The sequence below is a fragment of the Kitasatospora sp. NPDC001261 genome (genome assembly GCF_042896795.1).
Taxonomy (GTDB): Bacteria; Actinomycetota; Actinomycetes; order Streptomycetales; family Streptomycetaceae; genus Kitasatospora.
This window is the reverse complement of the sequence record NZ_JBIAXP010000002.1, coordinates 294,513-312,427: the sequence shown is the minus strand read 5'-3', so window position 1 is coordinate 312,427 and position 17,915 is coordinate 294,513. Positions and strand designations below refer to the sequence as shown.

Below are 17,915 nucleotides of genomic sequence, written 5' to 3'. Positions count from 1 at the left end.
CTGCGACCCGTTCACCCGGCGTCCGTGCGCGATCAACGCGCCGCTGGAAGAGTCCCGCGCATGGATATCCCCAACATGGGCGTGCCGGCCAAGCTTGCCGACCGCATGAGCATGGCCGAGCAGCACGAGTACCTGCGGGCCCGCTTCTCCCGCCGCCGGATGCTGCGCGCCGGTGCCGTGACCGTGGGCGCCGTCGCCGTCGGTGGCGCGCTGGGCAGCGGCACGGCCTTCGCCGCCCCGGCCGGCCCGCAGCTGCTGACCGGTGGCACGACCAGTGGCATCGACGGCTCGCTGGTCGCGCCGATCGGCCGTCACCTCCAGTTCGGCCCGGAGCCGGACACCCAGTTCCGCATCTCCTGGCAGGTCCCGGCCCCGGTCAAGAAGCCGTTCCTGCGCTTCGGCAAGACCCCGTGGGAGCTGAGCCACAAGGTCCAGGCCGAGGTCCGCGCCCTGCACACCCCGGCGCTGACCCCGAACAGCCAGCCGGTGGACCAGTACTACCTGCACGTGGCGCTGGAGGACCTGCGCCCCGACACCACCTACTACTACGGTGTCGGCCACGAGGGCTTCGACCCGGCCGCGCAGCAGCAGATCTCCACCCTGCACACCTTCCGCACCGCGCCGTCCCGCGACCACCGCTGGGGCAAGGTGTACGAGCCGTTCACCTTCACCGCCTTCGGCGACCAGGGCGTCAGCGCGCACGCGGCCGGCAACGACCACATCATCAAGGCGCAGAACCCGGCCTTCCACCTGCACGCCGGCGACATCTGCTACGCCGACCCGGCCGGTTCCGGCACCGACCCGGACAAGTCCGTCTTCAACGCGAAGACCTGGGACGACTTCCTGGTGCAGACCGAGACGGTCGCCGCCGAGATCCCGTGGATGGTCGCGTACGGCAACCACGACATCGAGGCCTGGTACTCGCCGAACGGCTACGGCGGCGAGAACGCCCGCTTCTTCCTGCCGAACAACGGCCCGGACCCGCGCCAGGTGCCCGGCGTCTACACCTTCCGCTACAAGAACGTCGGCGTCATCTCGCTGGACGCCAACGACGTCTCCTACGAGATCCCGGCCAACCTGGGCATCTCGGCGAACAAGCAGACCAAGTGGCTGGAGCGCACCCTCAAGGACCTGCGCAACGACGAGACCATCGACTTCGTCGTGGTCTTCTTCCACCACTGCGCCTTCTCCACCACCGTCGCGCACGCCTCCGAGGGCGGTGTCCGCGAGGCCTGGGTGCCGCTGTTCGAGAAGTACCGGGTGGACCTGGTCATCAACGGCCACAACCACATCTACGAGCGCACCGACGCGATCCTCGGCAACAAGGTCTCGAAGCAGGTGCCGAGCGGCGCCACCATCGAGCCGGCCAAGGACGGCGTGGTCTACGTCACCGCGGGCGCGGCCGGCCGCAGCCTGTACAAGTTCGACGTGCCGGACACCTACGAGGGGCACGAGAACCACCAGGACGAGGTCAAGACCTACTACTGGAGCAAGGGCAAGGTGAAGACCCCCGAGACCATCCAGTGGTCGCGGGTGCGCTACACCGGCTACTCCTTCATCAAGGTCGACGTCACCCCGAAGCACCTGGGCCAGAAGTCGGTCATGAAGGTCACCGCGCTGGCCGAGGACGGCACGCAGATCGACAACTACACGATCCTGCGCACGGTCGGCGAGGGCTGGGACTCGGACCGGGACGACGACGGCCAGGGCGGCGGTTGGGGCTGGTAGTCCCCGCCGGTCGCGACGGTGCCCCGGCGAGGGTGACGGGGCCCGGCGGTCGTGACGGTGCCCCGGTGTCGGACGTGGGTCCGACACCGGGGCACCGGTGCGTTCAGCGCCGGGGGCCGTACATGATGACGGCGACCCCGGCCAGGCAGATCAGCGCGCCCAGCACGTCGTAGCGGGTCGGCCGGAAGCCGTCCACGGCCATGCCCCACAGCAGCGAGCCGGCCACGAACACCCCGCCGTACGCGGCCAGCACCCGGCCGAAGTGGCTGTCCGGCTGCAGGGCCGCGACGAAGCCGTACGCGCCGAGCACCACCACGCCCACCCCGGCCAGCCACCACGGCCGTTGCTCGCGCACGCTCTGCCAGACCAGCCAGCAGCCGCCGATCTCGGCGAGGGCGGCGAGGACGAACAGGGCGATGGAGCGCAGGACGGTCACGACCCAGAGCCTAGGCGGTCAGCTCTGCCGGTACGTCGCGAGGAAGCGCCCGATCCGGTTGATGGCCGTCTCCAGGTCGTCGGCCCGGGGCAGGGTGACGAAGCGGAAGTGGTCCGGGCGGGGCCAGTTGAAGCCGGTGCCCTGGACGACGTGGATCTTCTCGCGCAGCAGCAGGTCCAGCACGAACCGCTCGTCGTCGACGATCCGGTGCACCGCCGGGTCCAGCCTGGCGAAGGCGTACAGCGCGCCCTTGGGCTTGACGCAGCTGACGCCGGGGATCTCGTTGAGCGCCTTGACCGCGATGTCGCGCTGCTCGGTGAGCCGGCCGCCGGGCAGCACCAGGTCGTTGATGGACTGGTGGCCGCCGAGCGCGGCCTGCACGGCGTACTGGGCGGGCACGTTGGGGCACAGCCGCATGCCGGAGAGCATGGTCAGGCCCTCCAGGTAGTCGGTGGCGTGCTGCCGGGGCCCGGAGACGACCAGCCAGCCGCTGCGGAAGCCGGCCACCCGGTAGGCCTTGGAGAGGCCGTTGAAGGTGAGGGTGAGCACGTCGTCGGCGAGGGCGGCCAGGCAGTGGTGCTCGGTGTCGTCGTAGAGGATCTTGTCGTAGATCTCGTCGGCCAGCACCATCAGGTGGTGGCGGCGGGCCAGGTCGAGGATGCCCTCCAGCAGTTCCTTCGGGTAGACCGCGCCGGTGGGGTTGTTGGGGTTGATGACGACGATCGCCTTGGTGCGGGCGGTGATCTTGGCGGCGATGTCGTCCAGGTCCGGGTACCACTCGGCCTGCTCGTCGCACAGGTAGTGCACGGCCTTGCCGCCGGCCAGCCGGACCACGGCCGTCCAGAGCGGGTAGTCGGGCATCGGCACGAGCACCTCGTCGCCGTCGTCCACGAGCGCGGTGACGGCCATCTGGATCAGCTCGGAGACGCCGTTGCCGAGGTAGACGTCGTTGACGGTGACGCCCTCGACCCCGCGCTGCTGGTAGTACTGCACCACCGCGCGACGGGCCGGCAGGATGCCGCGCGAGTCGCTGTAGCCGTGCGCCTTGGGCAGGTTGCGGATGATGTCCTGGAGGATCTCCTCGGGCGCCTCGAAGCCGAAGGGGGCGGGGTTGCCGGTGTTCAGCCGCAGCACGCTGTGCCCGGCCTCCTCCAGGGCGTTGGCCTGGTCGACCACCGGGCCCCGGATCTCGTAGCACACGTCATTCAGCTTGCTGGACTGTCGAAACTCCATCTGCGGCCTCCCGACCGTCACCACCGCTCCGTTGCTTCAGCTTTGTTCTACCAAGTGAGTACTTGGAAAGTCCAACCTCTTGGCTATGCTGATCCGCATGTCACGCCGAAGCTACGACCAGTACTGCGCCGTCGCCCGCGCCCTGGACGCGGTGGGGGAGCGCTGGAGCCTCCTGATCGTCCGTGAGCTCCTCGGCGGCCCGCGCCGCTACACCGACCTGCACGCCGACCTGCCCGGCGTCTCCACCGACATCCTGGCCGCCCGGCTCAAGCAGCTGGAGGGCGACGGACTGATCGCCCGCCGCCGACTGGAGCGGCCCGCCAACGCGACCGTCTACGAGCTGACCGGGCGCGGCCGCGAACTGCGGCCGGTCGTCGAGGCGCTGGGGGAGTGGGGCCTGGCCGCCCTCGGCGAGCAGCGGCCGACCGACGCCGTGCGCGAGCACTGGTTCATGCCCCGGAAGGCGGGCGAGGAGGCGGGCGAGGAGGCGGGCGAGGAGGCCGGCGAGGAGGCGGTGGCCGTGACGGGCTGACCGTCGCGGTTGCCTGAATGGGGCGGCGGCAAGGCCCCCGTCGCCGACCGCCGCCCCGTGGGCTCAGGATGGCCCGGGCCGATAAACGAACGATCGGCGTGTGATGAGCGCCGAGGTTCGCCGGTGGTCGCCGGGGACCGTCGGGGGTCCGCCGGAGCCGCCGGGGCCCGCTGTGGTTCCGGACGGGCACGCACGTACGATCGTCGGATCGTCGAACCGCCGGAGTCATCCCGGGAGAGCGGAGGCCAGCCCGTGCCCACCCCCTACCGCAGCTACGTCGCCCTCGGCGACTCCTTCACCGAGGGCATGTGCGACGACCTGCTGCCGGACGGCCACTACCGGGGCTGGGCCGACCGGGTCGCCTCGGCACTGGCCGCCGAGCACGCGGAGCACGCCGAACGCTCTGGGCACGCCGAAGGCTCTGAGCAGGCCGAGCGCGCCGAGCCGGAGTCCGCGGGCACCGGCTTCCGGTACGCCAACCTCGCCGTCCGCGGCAAGCTCATCGGCCAGATCCACGACGAGCAGCTCGCCCCCGCCGCCGCGATGGGCGCCGAGCTGGTCACCCTGGCCGGCGGCCTCAACGACGTGCTGCGCCCCGGCTGCGACATCGACGCCGTCGAGCGGCTGCTCGGCCGCTGCGCCGACGGGCTGCGCGCCACCGGCGCGACCGTCGTGCTGTTCACCAGCACCGACCCGACCCGCAGGATGGCGGGCGGCGCCCGGCTGCTGCCCGCGATCCTGCGGATGAAGGCCTTCGTCCAGGAACTGGGCCGGCAGGACGGCTTCGTCGTGGTCGACCTGTTCTCCGCGCCCTGCTTCGACGACCGCCGGCTGTGGGCCGAGGACCGCCTGCACCTGTCGCCCGAGGGGCACCGCCGGGTCGCCGAGGGCGTGCTGGAGGCGCTCGGCCGCCCCGCCGCCTTCGACTGGCGCGCCCCGTTGCCCGCCGCCGCCCCGGCCGGCCGCGGCGAGCGGCTGCGCGAGGACGCCCGCTGGCTGGGCACCCACGTCGGCCCGTGGATCGGCCGCCGCCTCACCGGCCGCTCCTCGGGCGACGGCCGCCCGGCGAAGCGGCCGGAGCTGCTGCCGTACCGCTGAGGCCCGCCGCCCGGGTGCCACGGGCCCCGGCCTACTCGGTGTCGTAGACGCCTGGCGCGTCGAGGACCAGGCTCGCCATCGGGGCGTGGGTGGCCCAGCCGAGCGCCGTGTAGAGCGCCTGCCCCTCCGGGGTGCCGACCAGCACGCCGGTGCGCGCGCCCCGCTCGTGCGCGGCGGACTGGAGCGTCCGCATCACCAGGGCGCCCAGGCCCCGGCGGCGGTGCTCCGGCGCGGTGGTGATCTGGTCCGGTACGGCCACGGGGCCGGCCAGGCCCGCCTGGCCGCGGGCGGCGAGGTGCCCGTCCCCGGTGCGCACCAGTGCCCGGAGGATCCCGCCCCGCTCCCAGGTGGTCACGGTGTACCCGGCCGGGGCCTCGGGCCGCTCGGGGACGAGCGGGACGCTCATCAGGAAGCCCGGCGCGTCCAGCCGCCACCGTTCGTCCAACCAGGGGCGCACGGTGGCGTCCTCGGCGAACAGCTTCAGCCAGGTGGTCGGCGCGGTGACGGTCTCGCCGAGCTTGCGGACCTCGGCCTCGGTCGGCTCCGGCAGCACGTGCCGGCCGACCTCGCCGACCGGCGCGCCGACGTCGATGCTCCAGCCCCAGGGCTGGTCCACCGGCTCGGCGGAGCCGCGCGAGACGGCCCAGCCCGAGATCCACATCCGGACCAGTTCCCTGATGTCCGGTTCCCGCATGGCGCCCACCCCCGTGTGTAATGGTCTCTAATGTGCTGGGCAGCTTACCGGCGCCGAGGGCCGTCTGCCCAGTAGGATTCCGGGGTTCACCGCGCCGACCGGCGCCCCGCTGCTGGAAGGACCCCGGAACGTGCGCGAGACCGAGTCGCCGCAGGACCAGACGGCGGCCGCGCCGACCCCGCCACCGACCCCGCAGCCGACCGCGCTCCGGGCCGACTGCGGCAGCTGCTTCGGGCTCTGCTGCGTCGCCCTGCCGTTCGCCGCCGGGTCCGACTTCGCCATGAACAAGCAGGCCGGCAGCCCCTGCCACAACCTCCAGACCGACTTCAGCTGCGGCATCCACGTGCGGCTGCGCGACAAGGGCTTCCAGGGCTGCACCGTCTACGACTGCTTCGGTGCCGGGCAGCGGGTCTCCCAGGTGACCTTCGGCGGCCGCAGCTGGCGCGAGGAGCCGGACAGCGCCAAGGCGATGTTCGACGTCTTCCCGGTCGTGCGGCAGCTGCACGAGCTGCTCCGGTACCTCACCGAGGCGCTCACCTTCGCCCCCGCCCAGCCCGTCCACGACGAACTGCGGCAGGCGCTGGCGGAGACCGACCGGCTGGCCGGCGGCACCCCCGAGGAGATCCTCGCCGTCGACGTCCCGGCCCACCGGCAGCGGGTCAGCGAGCTGCTGCTGCGGGCCGGCGAACTGGTCCGCGCGGCCGTCCCGCGCCGCCGCGAGCTCCGCGGCGCCGACCTCTTCGGCGCCCGCCTGCGCGGCGCCGACCTGCGGGGCGCCAACCTGCGCGGCGCCCTGCTCGTCGCGGCCGACCTCTCCGGCGCGGACCTGCGCCTCGCCGACCTGGTCGGCGCCGACCTGCGGGACGCCGCCCTGGCCGGCGCGGACCTCAGCACGGCCCTCTTCCTCACCCAGGCCCAGCTCGACGCCGCCCGCGGCGACGCCACCACCCGCCTCCCGGCCGGCCTCACCCGGCCCGCCCACTGGCCCGAGACCGCCCCGGCTCCCGCCGCGGGCGCCGGGGCCGGGCCCCGTGCGGGCAAGGGCGGCGGCCGCCCCGGTCGGAGCGGCCGCCGGCGCTGAGGCGCTACTGGCCCACCCGGCCGTCCACGCACTCGCGCAGCAGGTCGGCGTGGCCGCAGTGGCGGGCGTACTCCTCGATCCGGTGCACCTGCAGCTCCCGGATCGAGAGCCGGTCCTTCCCGACCCGCTCGCCCAGGTCCTGGTACCCGGCCAACGCGGCGTCCAGCGCGGCCTGTTCGCGCTCCAGGTCGTGGAACGCGGCGTCCACCACGGCCTGCTCGCCGACGGCCCCGTCGAAGTCCGCGTCCCGCCCGCCGTACAGCTTGGGCAGCGGCTCGCCGTCGGTGATCCAGTTCCGCCAGTCCCGTTCCACCCGGGCCAGGTGCCGGACCAGGCCGAGCAGCGACATCGTGGACGGCGGCACCGAGCGGCGGGCCAGCTGCTCCGGGGCCAGGCCGTCGCACTTCATCCGCAGGGTCAGCCGGTAGTTCGTCAGGTAGTCCTGGAGGGTGGCGAGTTCGCCGTCCGGGCTCGGGCCCTCACTGTTGCGGGGGTCGTCGTCCGGGTCGGCCCACATGTCGGGGTAGACGGTCGCCTCGGTCCATCGCACGGGTTGCTCGGTCATGCCCGGCATCCTCCTTCGCAACCACCCCCGGCCGCCACCGGGTTATCGCACCCCCGGCCCCCGGAGCAGCCGCTCGCCCTCCGCCCCGAAGACGGCCCGGAGCACGGTGGCGACGTCGGCCTCCGGCACGGCGGCGCGGACCTCCGCCAGGACGCCCGGGAACCCCTCGTCGTCGATCACGCCCTGGTGCTCCCGGCGCAACCGGCGGACCAGCGCGACGAGTTCGGGGCGCAGCCGCATCCAGACGCGGACGGCGTCGACCTCCTCCTCGACCAGCCGCAGGAACCAGCGCATCACCTCGTACGGGATGTCGACGGCCCGCCCCCGCGGGTCGAGGCTGATCGTCGGCTCCCGCGCCTGGTCCTCGTCGGGGACGACCGCGGCGACCAGGGCCCGCGGGACCGCCCTGAGCCGCAGCTCCAGGAAGTAGGCGTCGTCGGACGGGTCGTACCCGGTGGTGACGCTGTAGTCCGGATCGGGGCTCGGCGCGGGCATGGTGGGCATGCTGCCAGGCGCCGCTCCCGCCGGGCGAGGGCGTTTTCGGGGGCGTCCGCGCACGGGACGTCGGACCGGCCGACCTCCCGTGCGGGGTGGCGGGGCTCAGGCGGTCAGCAGACGGGCGCGCAGGGTGTCGATCTGCGCGCGGTCGATGCCGAGGACGCCGGTGAGGTAGGCCCCGACCGAGCCGTGGCGGTCGGCGAGGTCGGCGAGGGTGAGCCGGATGACGGCCTCCGGGGCGCGCCCGTAACCGGGCCAGCGCAGGGTGCGGCCGGGGTGGGCGGCGTGCCACTCGGCGACGAAGTGCGCGGTGGCGAGCTCGGTGAGGGCGAAGTCGGCGGCGATGTCGTCCTCGCCGACGCCGAGCAGGGTGAGCAGCAGGGCGGCGATCAGCCCGGTGCGGTCCTTGCCGGAGGCGCAGTGGAAGACCACCGGGGCCTCGGCGGCCGTGATCACGTCCAGCGCCTGGCGGATCTCCTTCACCCCGTCCTCGGCGACCTCGGCGAAGCGGTCGGCGAGGTGGCGCCAGGGGTCGACCTCCGGGTCGATCTCGGCCTGGTCGTAGGGGCGGTGCTCGATCGAGAGGTTGTGGTACTCCAGGCCCTCGAACCCGGGCACCCGGCCCTTGGCGTCGATCTCCCAGGGGTAGCGGAGGTCGATCACGGTCCGCACGCCGAGCGCCCGGAGCCGGTCCAGGTCGGCGGGGGAGCCGAGCTTGCCGAGCGAGTCGGAGCGGTACACCAGCCCCCACCGGACGGACCGCCCGCCGGCGCCCGGGTAGCCGCCCAGGTCGCGGAAGTTGTGCAGGGCCTCGAACTCGATGTGACGTGTGGTCATGCGCGGCACTCTAACCAGCGCGTCAAGCGCCGCCGGGCCGGGGGAGCGGCGGCGGCCGGCCCGGGCGCCGTCGACTGTCAGTGGCGTCGGGCAGGATCGGCACGTCGGCACGTCGGCGGGACGGAAGGGGCACCATGGCGATCACGAACCAGCGGGTGGCGGAGCACGAGTTCCTGATAGGGCTGTACGAGGACCCGTACTTCCCCGATCACGTCCTCGACCGGGGCAAGGCGATCCTGGTGCTGCTGTGCGAGCGGATCGAGGCCGAGCGGCCGGCGGACCTGGCGGCCCTGTACGTGCTCACCCACGCCGCGACGGAGGAGTTCAACCTCCTGGAGGCGGAGTTCGAGGCGGCCGGGAGCGAGATCGAGACGTGTGCGCGGGAGGAGATCGGCGAGGCCTTCTGGGCCGTCGCGCTGGCCTACGGGTTCACGGACGCGGATTCCGAGGAGCTGATCGCGACCCGGGAGTGGTGACGGGCACCGCCCGGCCCTACACGCTGCGGTCGGCGAGGACCTCGCGGACGACGTGGCGGGCGTTGGCGGTCAGGGCCTGGTCGGTGTGGCGGTAGTACGGGATCGTCACCAGGGCGAGGGAGAACGCCCAGGCGCGGCCGCGGGCCCACATGGCCTCGTCCGCGTGGAGGGCGGCGCGGAAGGCGGGGCGGGCGGTGGCGGGCAGCAGGTTCCAGGCGGCGATCAGGTCGGCGGTCGGGTCGCCGACGCCCATCAGGGCGAAGTCGATGACGGCGGCGAGCCGGCCGGCGCCGGTGAGCAGCAGGTTGCCGGGGGTGAGGTCGCCGTGCAGCCAGACCGGCGGGCCGGCGTAGTCGGGCAGTCGAAGTGCCTTGTCCCACAGGGCGGTCGCGGCCTCGGTGTCGATCGAGCCGGAGAGCTGGGCGATGGCCGCGCGGGTGGCGCCGTCGCGGGAGGCGAGCGGGACGCTGCGCTGGGAGACGGGGGCGTCGGCCGGGTCGACGGCGCGCAGGGCGTTGACGAAGCCGGCCAGGTCGCGGGCCAGCGCCTGGGGTGCGGCCAGGGCGTGGACGACCGGGTTGGCGCCGTCCAGCCAGTGCAGGACGGACCACTCCCACGGGTAGCCGGCGGCGGGCCGGCCGACCGCGAGCGGTGCCGGGACGGGCAGCGGCAGCCGCGGGGCCAGCCGGGAGAGCCACTGCTGCTCCCGCCGCAGGCCCCCGGCGGCCCACTCCACCCGGGGCAGTCGGACGGCGAGTTCGGGCCCGAGGCGGAACATCGCGTTGTCCGCCCCGGAGGTGGCGGCGGGGGTGACCGGGAGGCGCTCCCACTGCGGGAACTGGGCGGCGATCAGCCGCCGCACCAGGGCCGCGTCGACCACCGGCCCGTCGGGGTGGATCCGGGTGGCAGCGCACATGCCCGGCAGCGTACAGCTCCGGTCGTCGCCGTTCAGCCGGATTGCCGAACTGCTCACATTCCGACGGTCGTTCGAACCGGAACGCGCGATTTCGGCCACCCGGCGACGGCCCTGACGGCCCTGACGGCCCCGACGGCCCCGACGGTCACCCGAAGGTGATCCGCACCCCGATGGTGCCGCCCTTGCCGAAGCGCAGCACGTTGGCGGTCAGCGCCACCGCGCACAGCAGGCCGTACTTGCGCCGCAGCAGCTTCCGGTAGGCGGGCGCCCGGTCGGGGTCCAGCACCGCGGTGGCCGGCACCTGGGCGCCGAGCAGGTTCCCGCGGATGTCGCTGGGCCCGACCAGCACGTCCGAACGGTTGCGCAGGCGCTTGACCTTGCCGGTCTTGGTGACGGTGGTGAAGACCAGCGCGTCCCCGTCGCGCGCGACCCACACCGGGGTGGCGACCGGAGTGCCGTTCCTCCGGTAGGTGGTGAACAGCAGGTACTTGGCGGCGGCGAGCCGCTCCAACTCGGCGGCGGCATCCAGAGTGTCCATGCCCGCCAGCCTAGGAAGCCGCAACTGGGCCCCGCTCAAGCCTCGGTGGAGCCCCGGGGCCGTCAGCCGGAGGCGCGCGCCACGCCCGGCCGTCCCGGGGGCGGCCGGTCGGTGTCGTCGGCACCTGCCAGAATGCAGGGCGTACGGCGCAAGCACTGATGGAGAAGGTGACCGGCTTCGTGACCACGCCAGTCGAACAGGTGGCCCGGCAGGCCCAGCAGGCGATCGAGCGGAAGATCGCCGAGGAGCTGGGTGTCCGCGAGGGGCAGGTGAAGGCGGCCGTCGATCTGCTCGACGGCGGCTCGACCGTGCCCTTCGTGGCCCGCTACCGCAAGGAGGTCACCGGCTCCCTCGACGACGCCCAGCTGCGTGCCCTGGAGGAACGGCTGCGCTACCTGCGCGAGCTGGAGGACCGCCGGGCGGCCGTGCTGGAGTCGATCGAGGCCCAGGGCAAGCTGGACGACGCGCTGCGCGCCCGGGTGCTCGCCGCGGACTCCAAGGCCCGCCTGGAGGACATCTACCTGCCGTTCAAGCCGAAGCGGCGCACCAAGGCGCAGATCGCCCGCGAGGCGGGCCTGGAGCCGCTGGCGGACACCCTGCTGGCCGACCCGGGGCAGGACCCGGCCGCGCTGGCCGCCCAGTACCTCAACGAGTCGGTGGCGGACGGCGCCGCGGCCCTGGAGGGCGCCCGGGCGATCCTGGTCGAGCGCTTCGGCGAGGACGCCGACCTGGTCGGCTCGCTGCGCGAGCGGATGTGGACCCGCGGCCGGCTGGTCGCGAAGGTCCGCGACGGCAAGGAGGGCGACGGCGCCAAGTTCGCCGACTACTTCGACTTCGCCGAGCCGTACACCCGGCTCCCCTCGCACCGCATCCTGGCGATGCTGCGCGGCGAGAAGGAGGAGGTGCTCGACCTCGACCTCTCCCCGTACGACGGCGAGTCCGAGGGCGACCTTCCGGGCGAGAACGACTACGAGCAGCGGATCGCCGCCCGCTTCGGCATCGCCGACCGCGGCCGCCCGGCCGACAAGTGGCTGGGCGACACCGTCCGCTGGGCCTGGCGCACCCGCGTGCTGGTCCGGCTCGGCATCGACCTGCGCGCCCGGCTGCGCGCCGAGGCCGAGGAGGAGGCGGTGCGGGTCTTCGCCGCCAACCTGCGCGACCTGCTGCTCGCCGCCCCGGCCGGCACCCGCGCCACCATGGGCCTGGACCCGGGCTTCCGCACCGGCGTGAAGGTCGCCGTGGTGGACGCCACCGGCAAGGTCGTCGCGTACGACACGATCTACCCGCACCAGCCCGCCAACAAGTGGGACGCGGCCCTGGCGACGCTGGCGGCCCTGGCGAAGAAGCACGACGTCGACCTGGTCGCGATCGGCAACGGCACCGCCTCCCGGGAGACCGACAAGCTCGCCGAGGACCTGCTGGGGCGCCACCCCGAGCTGAAGCTCACCAAGGCGATGGTCAGCGAGGCCGGCGCCTCGGTCTACTCGGCCTCCGCGTTCGCCTCGCAGGAGCTGCCGGACCTGGACGTGTCGATCCGCGGCGCGGTCTCGATCGCCCGCCGGCTCCAGGACCCGCTGGCCGAGCTGGTCAAGATCGACCCCAAGTCGATCGGCGTCGGCCAGTACCAGCACGACCTGAGCGAGGTGAAGCTCTCCCGCTCGCTGGACGCCGTGGTCGAGGACTGCGTCAACGCCGTCGGGGTGGACGTCAACACCGCCTCGGCGCCGCTGCTCACCCGGGTCTCCGGGGTCACCGGCACGCTGGCCGACAACATCGTCGCGCACCGCGACGCCAACGGCCCGTTCCGCACCCGCCGGCAGCTCAAGGACGTCTCCCGGCTCGGCCCCAAGGCCTTCGAGCAGTGCGCGGGCTTCCTGCGCATCCCCGGCGGCGAGGACCCGCTGGACGCCTCCAGCGTGCACCCCGAGGCCTACCCGGTGGTGCGCCGCATCCTGGCCGCGACCGGCGGGGAGCTGCGCGAGCTGATCGGCAACGGCGAGCGGCTGCGGGCGCTGCGCCCGGCGGACTTCGCCGACGACACCTTCGGCGTGCCGACCGTCACCGACATCCTCGGCGAGCTGGACAAGCCGGGCCGCGACCCGCGCCCGGCCTTCCGCACCGCGACCTTCAAGGAGGGCGTCGACAAGATCGGCGACCTGGAGGTCGGCATGGTGCTGGAGGGCGTGGTCACCAATGTCGCCGCCTTCGGCGCCTTCGTGGACGTGGGCGTCCACCAGGACGGGCTGGTGCACGTCTCGGCGCTGTCGAGGAACTTCGTCAAGGACCCGCGTGAGGTGGTCAAGCCCGGCGACATCGTCAAGGTCCGGGTGCTCACGGTGGACGTGCCGCGCAAGCGGATCGGGCTGACCCTGCGGCTGGACGACGAGGTCGGGCGCGAGCGCGGCGGGGACCGCGGCGACCGCGGCGACCGCCAGGCCCGCCCGCCGCGCCAGGAGCGCCGGGGCGCCGGCCAGGGCGGCCAGGGCGGTCAGGGCCAGGGCGGTCGCGGCGGCCAGGACCGGCGCGGCGGCGGTCAGGGCGGCGGCGGTGACCGCGGCGGCTCCGGCGGCGGTGCGCCGGCCAACAGTGCCATGGCGGACGCGCTGCGCCGCGCGGGCCTGACCGGCGGCGACGGCGGCCGCGGCGACCGGCGCTCCGGGCGGCGCTGAGCGGCTGAGCGGAGCCGAACCGGCACCCGGAACCCGACAGCGGCAGCGGCCGGGGCCGGTGGACGTCACGGTGCGTCCACCGGCCCCGGCCGTCCGTGCGGGTCAGGCCAGGAGCTTGTCCTTGGCCTTCTGGTACTCCTCGTCGGAGATGGCGCCCTTCTCCTTCAGGGCCGCCAGTTTCGCCAGGTCGTCGACGTGGCTGCCGCCACCGCCTCCGCCGCCCGCCGGTGCCGTTCCGGCGGCGTCCCGGATGTAGGACTTGAACGCGGCCTCGGACCGCTCCGCCTGTTCGACGTCCCGCTTGCCCATCGACTGCCCGCGGGCGATCAGGTAGGCGAGGACGCCGATCAGCGGCAGGATGATCACCAGGACCAGCCAGCCGGCCTTGGCCCAGCCGCCGAGGTCGTGGCTGCGGAAGATGTCCGTGATGATCTTGAACAGCAGGAAGAACCAGAGGATCCAGAGGAACAGCTCCAGCATCGTCCAGAAGATGTGGAGTGCCGGGTAGTCCACGGCCAGCAGTTTGGTGTCCATGGCCGAGTCATATCACCGCAAAACGGACATGGCCTGCTGCTGTTCGGCTGTTCCGGTGGTCTTCCGTCCCAGTGGGAATATCCCGGCGGGGAGCGGTTTCAGCCCAGCCCGGCCCGTCGGCGCAGCTCCACCGCCAGCGCGACCAGCTCGCCCCACCAGGCGTCGTGCCCGGCCAGCAGCAGCCGCTGGGCCTCCGCGGGCGGCACCGGACGGACCTCGACCACCTGCTCGCCGTCCGCCGGGTTGGTCGGCGCGGAGTCCAGCGCGACCTCGCCCCAGCCCCACAGCCAGGCCTTCTCCGGGTGCGGCTGCCACGGCCGGTACGGCACCGGGTCCTCGGTGCGGCAGCGGTGCGCGCCCAGCCAGTGCGGCTCGCCGAGCAGCCGGGCGCCGGCCTCCTCGCGCAGCTCCCGGGCCAGGCAGGCGACGATGCCCTCGTCCTGCTCCCGGGTGCCGCCGGGCAGGAACCAGTGGTCCCGGTCGTCCCGGCAGAGCACGACCTGACCGTCCGCGAAGCCGACCAGGTGGATGTTGGTGACCAGGGCGTCCGGCGGCGGCTCGGTGGAGAACTGCGCGTCGAAGCGGCCCCAGCTCCAGTACTGCGGCGCGTGCAACGCCGGGAACAGGGCGGCGAGTTCGGCTGATCTGGCAGAGGTGTCGGTGCGCTCCGTGGTATCGGTCATCAGGAGATCGTAGTGCCGGTCGGGAAACGGCGGGGGACGGTCGGATGGACGAGCGCGATGTCGGAGGTGGAGATGGCGCGCGGCCGGCGCGGACGCGCCCCTTCGGCCGGTGCTCCGACCCAACTGCCCAGCGAGATCTCGGCGGTGATGCCCGGTCCGAAGCCCGCGATCAGCCCGGTGGTGCCCTCGGGCACGCCGCCGTCGGCGAACAGCCGGGCCAGGGCGTCGAAGACGACGGCGCTGGCGATGTTGCCGCGCTCGGTGAGCGTCGCCCGGCTGTAGCGGAAGGTGGCCGGCTCCAGGCTGAGGAAGCGGCACAGGTCGTCCAGGATGCGCGGGCCGCCCGCGTGCACGATGTAGAAGCCGAGCCCGGAGACGTCCCAGCCGTGTTCCCCGGCCAGGCCGCGCAGCGCGGGCGCGAGCAGCTCCATGGTGCCGGGCACCCGCCGGTCCAGCTGGAAGTGGAAGCCGGTGTCCTTCACCCCGTACGAGATCCAGTCCTCGGTGTGCGGGACGAGGTGCGAGCCGTTGCGCTCGACCTGCACGCCGTGCCCGCCGTTCCCGCGCATCACCACGGCGGCGACCGCGTCGCCGAACAGCCCGTTGGAGAGCAGCGAGCCGACGTCGAGGTCGGTCGGCTGGTAGCAGAGCGAGCAGAACTCGCAGGCGACGATCAGCACGTTGGCGCCCGGGTAGGCGCGGCAGAAGTCGTGCGCCCGGTTGACGGCGGCGCCGCCGGCCGCGCAGCCGAGCTGGGCGATCGGCACCTGGCGGGTGTCGGAGCGGAAGCCCATGGTGTTGATCAGCCAGGCGGTCATCGACGGCATCATGAAGCCGGTGCAGGACACGTAGACGATCAGGTCGATGTCCCGGGCGGTCAACTCGCCGTGGGCTAGGGCGCGTTCGACCACCTCGGGGACGCGCCGCTTGGCCTCGCGCTCGTACACCTCGTTGCGGACGGTGAAGCCCGGGTGGGCGAGGGTCCGCTCGATCGGCTGGACCAGGTGCCGGGTGCGCACCCCGGTGTTCTCGATCAGCCGCAGTGCCAGGCCGAGTCGGGGGTGGTCGGCGTGCAGGGTGCGGGCCAGGGCGAGGGTCTCGTCGAGGGTGATGACGTGCTCGGGTACGGCGATGGCGGGGCGGCAGAGTGTTGCCATGGGTACGGGTCTCCCCTGGGGGCCTGGTGGCAGGCATGGTGGATGCGTGGAGCGGTGCGGACGCCGCGGCGGCCGTGGGCGGCGGGCGGCGGCGGGTGGTGGTGACGGGTGGCGGCGGCAGGCGGGGAGTCGGCTACCAGGCCACCGGCAGGGTGCGCGGGAAGCGCCAGATCGAGCCGGAGTTCCAGTCGAGTTCGGACGGCTCGACGGCCAGCCGCAGGCCGGGGAAGCGGCGCAGCAGGGTGCCGATGGCGACCTGCAGCTCCATCAGGGCCAGGTGCGAGCCGAGGCAGCGGTGCTGGCCGTACCCGAAGGTCATGTTGACGGGCCCGGCGTCGCGGTCGAGGTCGAGTTCGTCGGGGCGCTCGTAGGCCGCCGGGTCCCGGTTGGCGGTCAGGTAGGAGACGTGCACGGCCTCGCCGGCCCGGATCAGCACGCCGCCCAGTTCGACGTCCTCGGTGGCGACCCGGGCGATGCCGACGCCCTGGCGGAACGGGATGAAGCGCAGCAGCTCCTCCAGGGCGCGGGGCAGCGTCTCGGGCCGGGCGCGCAGCTTGGCGAGCTGCTCGGGGTGGGTGAGCAGGGTGTAGGTGAGGTTGCCGAGCTGGTAGGTGCTGGTGTCGTGGCCGGTGACCAGCAGGACCATCGCCATGACGGTCAGCTCGTCCGGGGCCAGCAGTTCGTCGCCGTCGCGGGCGGTGGCCAGGGCGCTGATCAGGTCCTCGCCGGGGCGGGCGCGGCGCTCGGCCGTCAGCCCGGTGAAGTAGTCGCGCAGCGCGCTCTTGGCGGCCTCCTGGCCGTCCCGGCTGCCGGGGCCCATCCGCATCATCGCCACGGCGTGGCCGCGCAGTTCGGCGCGGTCGGCGGCGGGGATGCCGAGCAGTTCGCAGATGGTGGTGAGGGGAAGGCGGCCGGCCAGGAAGTGCATCAGGTCGGCGGGGGCGCCGTGCTCGGTCATCTCGTCGAAGTAGCCGTCGACGGTCCGCTGGGTGGCCGGGCGCATCCGTTCGACCTGGCGGTTGGTGAAGCCCTGGGCGACGAGCCGGCGCAGCCGGTTGTGGGCGGGCGGGTCCATCAGGTTGATCGCCTCGGCCTGGGCGATCGGGGCGGGCGTCATCCGGGGCAGGTCGCGGCCGATGCCGGCGGCGCGGCTGAACCGGCGGTCGCTGGTGACCACCTTGACGTCCTCGTAGCGGGTGGCCAGCCAGGCCTCGCCCTCGCCGTGCGGCAGCCGGATCCTGGCGACCGGGGCCTCGGTGAGCAGTCGCTTCAGGAGGGGGTCGAACTCCAGGCCGTCGGTGTGGTGGAAGGGGCAGTCCCACACGGGGGCGGTGGTGGTCACGGGCCGGTCCAAGTGTTCTCGTCATGCCGGGGGGTGGCGCCCGAGGTGGTGGTCACGTTCGGGCGTGGACATGCAGATGGTGCCCCATGAACTGGCAAAAAGGAGAACGTGGTGAAGAGAGTTAACTCCAAGGAGTGAGATTGGGCTGATATTCATGCCAATCAGCATGAGGTCAAGGGAAGTTGACGTTCAGTCGGCGCCGCCCGGCGCGACCAGCCCGGTCTCATAGGCGAGCACCACCGCCTGCGCCCGGTCCCGCAGGTTCAGCTTGGCGAAGATCCGGGCCACATGGGTCTTCACCGTCGACTCGCTGAGCGTCAGTTCGCGGGCCAGCTCGGTGTTGGACAGCCCGCGCCCGAGCAGCGTCAGCACCTCCGCCTCGCGCGGGGTGAGCGGCGCGAGGTCGCGGTGCAGCGCCGGGCCGTCGGCGCCCGGGGCCGGGCGCGGGGCGCCGGCCGCGAACCGCTCGACCAGGCGCCGGGTGATCGAGGGGGCGAGCAGCGCGTCCCCGGTGTCCACCAGCCGTACGGCGGCGGCGAGGTGGGCGGAGGTGACGTCCTTGAGCAGGAAGCCGCTGGCCCCGGCGGACAGCGCGGCGTAGACGTAGTGGTCCAGGTCGAAGGTGGTCAGCATGATCACCCGGCAGCCGGGCACCTGGGCCAGGATGCGCCGGGCGGCCTCCAGGCCGTCCGTGCCGGGCATCCGGATGTCCAGCAGCGCCACGTCCGGGCGGTGCAGGACGGCGGCGGCCACCGCCTCGGCGCCGTCCGATGCCTCGGCGACCACGTCGATGCCGCGCGCGGTGAGGATCATCCGGAAGCCGGTGCGGACCAGCTCCTGGTCGTCGGCGATCACCACCCGGGGGCGGCGCTCCTGGTCCTGGGGCACGTTCTCCTCC

General features: G+C 73.4%; 18 protein-coding genes and 1 pseudogene. 6 read left to right on the top strand and 13 right to left on the bottom strand.

Annotation, left to right across the window (positions count from 1 at the left end; all coding sequences use genetic code 11):
• Nucleotides 1–60: 60 nt before the first annotated feature.
• A complete protein-coding gene (locus ACFY4B_RS04385; RefSeq protein ID WP_079272061.1) occupies nt 61–1,728 on the top strand; it encodes a metallophosphoesterase family protein in 1,668 nt (555 codons plus the stop codon).
• 103 nt (nt 1,729–1,831) lie between these two features.
• Here the strand turns inward: ACFY4B_RS04385 and ACFY4B_RS04380 are convergent, their stop codons facing one another.
• Both ACFY4B_RS04380 and ACFY4B_RS04375 read right to left on the bottom strand, forming a co-directional pair.
• A complete protein-coding gene (locus ACFY4B_RS04380; protein WP_380663970.1) occupies nt 1,832–2,164 on the bottom strand; it encodes a YnfA family protein in 333 nt (110 codons plus the stop codon).
• Between the two features lie 18 nt (nt 2,165–2,182).
• A complete protein-coding gene (locus ACFY4B_RS04375; protein ID WP_049652769.1) occupies nt 2,183–3,397 on the bottom strand; it encodes a pyridoxal phosphate-dependent aminotransferase in 1,215 nt (404 codons plus the stop codon).
• Nucleotides 3,398–3,494: 97 nt separating this feature from the next.
• On the opposite strand from ACFY4B_RS04375, the pseudogene ACFY4B_RS04370 reads away from it, so the two are divergent.
• Together ACFY4B_RS04370 and ACFY4B_RS04365 are read left to right on the top strand one after the other, a co-directional pair.
• Nucleotides 3,495–3,914, top strand: a pseudogene (locus tag ACFY4B_RS04370) (winged helix-turn-helix transcriptional regulator); the annotation flags it as partial.
• Between the two features lie 267 nt (nt 3,915–4,181).
• Nucleotides 4,182–5,027: an SGNH/GDSL hydrolase family protein gene (locus tag ACFY4B_RS04365; protein ID WP_387966429.1), complete on the top strand. Its 846-nt coding sequence runs from the start codon at nt 4,182–4,184 to the stop codon at nt 5,025–5,027.
• Nucleotides 5,028–5,058: 31 nt separating this feature from the next.
• Here the strand turns inward: ACFY4B_RS04365 and ACFY4B_RS04360 are convergent, their stop codons facing one another.
• Complete coding sequence (locus ACFY4B_RS04360; protein ID WP_380782255.1) at nt 5,059–5,721, bottom strand: GNAT family N-acetyltransferase; 663 nt, start codon at nt 5,719–5,721, stop codon at nt 5,059–5,061.
• A 130-nt stretch (nt 5,722–5,851) separates the two neighbouring features.
• On the opposite strand from ACFY4B_RS04360, the gene ACFY4B_RS04355 reads away from it, so the two are divergent.
• On the top strand, nt 5,852–6,802 hold the full coding sequence (locus ACFY4B_RS04355) for a pentapeptide repeat-containing protein (protein WP_074002212.1): 951 nt from the start codon (nt 5,852–5,854) through the stop codon (nt 6,800–6,802).
• 4 nt (nt 6,803–6,806) lie between these two features.
• On the opposite strand, the gene ACFY4B_RS04350 is transcribed toward ACFY4B_RS04355, so the two are convergent.
• The 3 genes from ACFY4B_RS04350 to ACFY4B_RS04340 all read right to left on the bottom strand — a co-directional run bounded on the left by ACFY4B_RS04350 (nt 6,807) and on the right by ACFY4B_RS04340 (nt 8,702).
• Complete coding sequence (locus ACFY4B_RS04350; protein ID WP_079272064.1) at nt 6,807–7,367, bottom strand: DinB family protein; 561 nt, start codon at nt 7,365–7,367, stop codon at nt 6,807–6,809.
• Nucleotides 7,368–7,409: 42 nt separating this feature from the next.
• Nucleotides 7,410–7,862 carry a hypothetical protein gene (locus tag ACFY4B_RS04345; RefSeq protein ID WP_387966428.1) on the bottom strand — a complete coding sequence of 151 codons (453 nt, stop codon included), beginning with the start codon at nt 7,860–7,862 and terminating at the stop codon, nt 7,410–7,412.
• Between the two features lie 105 nt (nt 7,863–7,967).
• Nucleotides 7,968–8,702, bottom strand: coding sequence for a tyrosine-protein phosphatase (locus tag ACFY4B_RS04340; protein ID WP_387966427.1), 735 nt, complete (start codon nt 8,700–8,702; stop codon nt 7,968–7,970).
• A 134-nt stretch (nt 8,703–8,836) separates the two neighbouring features.
• Here ACFY4B_RS04340 and ACFY4B_RS04335 point away from each other — a divergent pair, with 134 nt between their 5' ends.
• Nucleotides 8,837–9,178: a DUF5713 family protein gene (locus ACFY4B_RS04335; protein ID WP_387966426.1), complete on the top strand. Its 342-nt coding sequence runs from the start codon at nt 8,837–8,839 to the stop codon at nt 9,176–9,178.
• 16 nt (nt 9,179–9,194) lie between these two features.
• Here ACFY4B_RS04335 and ACFY4B_RS04330 read toward each other — a convergent pair whose 3' ends face one another.
• Complete coding sequence (locus ACFY4B_RS04330) at nt 9,195–10,094, bottom strand: aminoglycoside phosphotransferase family protein (RefSeq protein WP_074002215.1); 900 nt, start codon at nt 10,092–10,094, stop codon at nt 9,195–9,197.
• A gap of 145 nt (nt 10,095–10,239) precedes the next feature.
• The gene (locus ACFY4B_RS04325; RefSeq protein WP_387966425.1) at nt 10,240–10,632 is read right to left on the bottom strand and encodes a PPOX class F420-dependent oxidoreductase; all 393 of its coding nucleotides are present in this window, start codon (nt 10,630–10,632) and stop codon (nt 10,240–10,242) included.
• A 179-nt stretch (nt 10,633–10,811) separates the two neighbouring features.
• Between ACFY4B_RS04325 and ACFY4B_RS04320 the strand changes: the two genes are divergently transcribed.
• Complete coding sequence (locus tag ACFY4B_RS04320; RefSeq protein ID WP_387966424.1) at nt 10,812–13,301, top strand: Tex family protein; 2,490 nt, start codon at nt 10,812–10,814, stop codon at nt 13,299–13,301.
• A gap of 102 nt (nt 13,302–13,403) precedes the next feature.
• Here the strand turns inward: ACFY4B_RS04320 and ACFY4B_RS04315 are convergent, their stop codons facing one another.
• The 5 genes from ACFY4B_RS04315 to ACFY4B_RS04295 form a co-directional block, all read right to left on the bottom strand.
• Nucleotides 13,404–13,835, bottom strand: coding sequence for an SHOCT domain-containing protein (locus ACFY4B_RS04315; protein WP_074002217.1), 432 nt, complete (start codon nt 13,833–13,835; stop codon nt 13,404–13,406).
• A 98-nt stretch (nt 13,836–13,933) separates the two neighbouring features.
• On the bottom strand, nt 13,934–14,518 hold the full coding sequence (locus tag ACFY4B_RS04310; RefSeq protein WP_380743826.1) for an NUDIX hydrolase: 585 nt from the start codon (nt 14,516–14,518) through the stop codon (nt 13,934–13,936).
• Nucleotides 14,518–15,675 (bottom strand): type III polyketide synthase, encoded by a 1,158-nt coding sequence (locus ACFY4B_RS04305; RefSeq protein WP_387966423.1) that lies wholly within the window; start codon nt 15,673–15,675, stop codon nt 14,518–14,520. The genes ACFY4B_RS04310 and ACFY4B_RS04305 overlap by 1 nt, the downstream gene beginning before the upstream one ends.
• Nucleotides 15,676–15,808: 133 nt before the next feature.
• On the bottom strand, nt 15,809–17,017 hold the full coding sequence (locus ACFY4B_RS04300) for a cytochrome P450 (protein ID WP_380779027.1): 1,209 nt from the start codon (nt 17,015–17,017) through the stop codon (nt 15,809–15,811).
• A 189-nt stretch (nt 17,018–17,206) separates the two neighbouring features.
• Nucleotides 17,207–17,905, bottom strand: a complete 699-nt coding sequence (locus ACFY4B_RS04295; protein ID WP_387966422.1) for a response regulator — start codon at nt 17,903–17,905, stop codon at nt 17,207–17,209.
• Nucleotides 17,906–17,915 lie beyond the last annotated feature (10 nt).

Excerpts from the sequence above, each read along its gene's own strand:
- ACFY4B_RS04315 (WP_074002217.1), bottom strand. The coding sequence starts at position 13,835 with ATGGACACCAAACTGCTGGCCGTGGACTACCCGGCACTCCACATCTTC.
- ACFY4B_RS04325 (WP_387966425.1), bottom strand. The coding sequence starts at position 10,632 with ATGGACACTCTGGATGCCGCCGCCGAGTTGGAGCGGCTCGCCGCCGCC.
- ACFY4B_RS04330 (WP_074002215.1), bottom strand. The coding sequence starts at position 10,094 with ATGTGCGCTGCCACCCGGATCCACCCCGACGGGCCGGTGGTCGACGCG.
- ACFY4B_RS04385 (WP_079272061.1), top strand. The coding sequence starts at position 61 with ATGGATATCCCCAACATGGGCGTGCCGGCCAAGCTTGCCGACCGCATG.
- ACFY4B_RS04375 (WP_049652769.1), bottom strand. The coding sequence starts at position 3,397 with ATGGAGTTTCGACAGTCCAGCAAGCTGAATGACGTGTGCTACGAGATC.
- ACFY4B_RS04360 (WP_380782255.1), bottom strand. The coding sequence starts at position 5,721 with ATGCGGGAACCGGACATCAGGGAACTGGTCCGGATGTGGATCTCGGGC.
- ACFY4B_RS04340 (WP_387966427.1), bottom strand. The coding sequence starts at position 8,702 with ATGACCACACGTCACATCGAGTTCGAGGCCCTGCACAACTTCCGCGAC.
- ACFY4B_RS04310 (WP_380743826.1), bottom strand. The coding sequence starts at position 14,518 with ATGACCGATACCACGGAGCGCACCGACACCTCTGCCAGATCAGCCGAA.
- ACFY4B_RS04335 (WP_387966426.1), top strand. The coding sequence starts at position 8,837 with ATGGCGATCACGAACCAGCGGGTGGCGGAGCACGAGTTCCTGATAGGG.
- ACFY4B_RS04345 (WP_387966428.1), bottom strand. The coding sequence starts at position 7,862 with ATGCCCGCGCCGAGCCCCGATCCGGACTACAGCGTCACCACCGGGTAC.
- ACFY4B_RS04305 (WP_387966423.1), bottom strand. The coding sequence starts at position 15,675 with ATGGCAACACTCTGCCGCCCCGCCATCGCCGTACCCGAGCACGTCATC.
- ACFY4B_RS04350 (WP_079272064.1), bottom strand. The coding sequence starts at position 7,367 with ATGACCGAGCAACCCGTGCGATGGACCGAGGCGACCGTCTACCCCGAC.